Annotated in this window: 2 protein-coding genes; both read right to left on the bottom strand. The window is 59.5% G+C overall.

All coding sequences use genetic code 11. The annotated features are described in order from the left end of the window. Positions 1-151: 151 nt before the first annotated feature. A complete protein-coding gene (locus tag NKI24_RS35665) occupies positions 152-1183 on the bottom strand; it encodes a LacI family DNA-binding transcriptional regulator (protein WP_023678260.1) in 1032 nt (343 codons plus the stop codon). 302 nt (positions 1184-1485) lie between these two features. Further along, positions 1486-1946: cation:dicarboxylate symporter family transporter (locus NKI24_RS35660; protein WP_352750858.1), on the bottom strand; the 461-nt coding region annotated here is incomplete at its 5' end.

The raw sequence follows: 1946 nt of genomic DNA, 5'->3' as shown, positions 1-1946 counted from the left end.
ATCACCCGTTGCTCAACCCGCGCCATACGGCGTAAAACCCGCCGAGGCTCTAACTGCAGCCGGATGAAAATTCAGTGGCAGGTCAGATCATCAATCAACTTTCTCTCATTTATGAAAGGAAACTCCCCGCTTACGATAGAATCCATCAGCTTCATATATTTTCCGGCAGATGGATGTCGAACGGCAGAAATGTCTGTCCTGGTGTTTCAGCAGTGCCGGTCTCGATAGCCCGCGTCATCAGCGTTATCAGCTCCTGGGAAAGCCGGCGCATTGGCGTGGCGACCGCCATCGTGATGATGTTATCTGCGAGTGCCGCCCGAGATTCCGGCGTGATTTCATTCACGATCGCGACGAGATCGCGACTTTTACCCTCTTCCCGGACCGCGGAGATGGCGCCCTCCATGCCGCCGCCGGCGACATAGAAGCCGACGAGCTCGGGTTCCCGCTGCATGAGATCAAGCGTTGCCTCGTAGGTGACCTGCCGTTTCTCCAGGTTCACAAGCGGATCGAGCACCTCGAACGTCGGCGCGTTCTCACGGCAATAGGAGCGAAAGCCGACGTCACGGAGCTCGTGCCCCTGGAAACGATGGCTGCCGACAAACACCGCCACCTTGCCGGGCCGTTTTGCGACCTTGGACACCATCCAAGCGGCCGTGCGCCCCACCTTGCGGTTGTTGAGGCCGATATAGCCCTGTCGCACGCCGGCGGCGAAGTCGGAAAGCAGCGAGAAAACCGGAATGCCTTTGGCCTTGAGGTCCTCAACCGCTGCTGTAATTTTCGGGTGGTCCGGTGCCACCATCGCGATCGCATGGCAGCGTGCGCCCAAATCCTTGAGCGGTGCGATTAGGTCGCTCGGCATATGTGACGGGGCGAATTGGATGAGCGGAATGCCGTGGAAGGACTGGGCCAAATTGACCGACGCTTCGACCTCGCGCGCAAAGTCTTGGTAGAAATGCTGGGCCGGTTTTCTCAAGATGAAGCCCAGACGGTAGCACGGTAGGTCTCGCCGCAAGCGCTGCTTGATGAGCCCGGCAGCATGATAGCCGATCGCGTGGGCGGCGTCGTGGACCCGCCGCGCGGTCTCCTCGCGCACCGGATGGCGGGCGTTCAGAACCCGATCGACCGTTGCTACGCTGACTCGGGCTTCGCGGGCGAGATCGGCAATTGTGGGGCGCTTGGTCATGGGTCCTATTCTGATTGGTTTTTGACGCAGGCTGGCTCTCTGTCACCTAGCGCGATTCGACAATGGTTTCGGGTGGGCAAAGTGGAGACGCCCGCATACTGAATGATCGACAGCGTATTGGACTACTCCAGATGTAGACCGGCCGGGTATAACGGAAGGTTCATTCGCTTAGGGCGGCGATGATTTGCACTCACACATATTGCGCTTCTGATACATGGTCCGTGAGGCGCCGTTTAGAGCCTGCGAGTCGATCGTTCAGGTCATGTGACCAGCTTGGCGAAACCGGTCGCGGTGCGTCGACCTTACTCGGCGGAGGATAGCCGGTTTGATGCCTCGGCAAGCTGATGACCGCAGAAGGCGGCTTTCATCTGCGCTCGGTCCAATTCTCCTTCCCAGCGGGCAACGACGAGGGATGCCACTGCGTTGCCGACGCAATTCGTCAGCGCCCGGCATTCGGACATGAAGCGGTCGATGCCGAGTATCAGTGCCATCCCAGCAACGGGAACACTCGGAACTACGGCGAGCGTAGCAGCCAGGGTGATGAAGCCCGCACCTGTCACACCTGCAGCGCCCTTGGAGGAAAGCATCGCAACGAGCAGCAGCAGCACCTGATCGCCGATTGACAGATCCGTGTTCGTCGCCTGCGCGATGAAGAGGGCCGCCAGGGTCATGTAGATATTCGTGCCGTCCAGATTGAACGAATATCCGGCCGGGATGACGAGACCCACAACCGAACGCCTGGCGCCCGCCTTCTCCATCTTCT

Origin of the sequence: Mesorhizobium sp. M0701, from assembly GCF_040320365.1 — a bacterium.
GTDB lineage: Bacteria > Pseudomonadota > Alphaproteobacteria > Rhizobiales > Rhizobiaceae > Mesorhizobium.
Note: the sequence above shows the minus strand (reverse complement) of the source record. Positions and strands in the feature narration are given on the sequence as shown.

Bases quoted from the DNA above. Each gene is read 5' to 3' on its own strand.
- NKI24_RS35665 (WP_023678260.1), bottom strand. From the start codon at position 1,183: ATGACCAAGCGCCCCACAATTGCCGATCTCGCCCGCGAAGCCCGAGTC.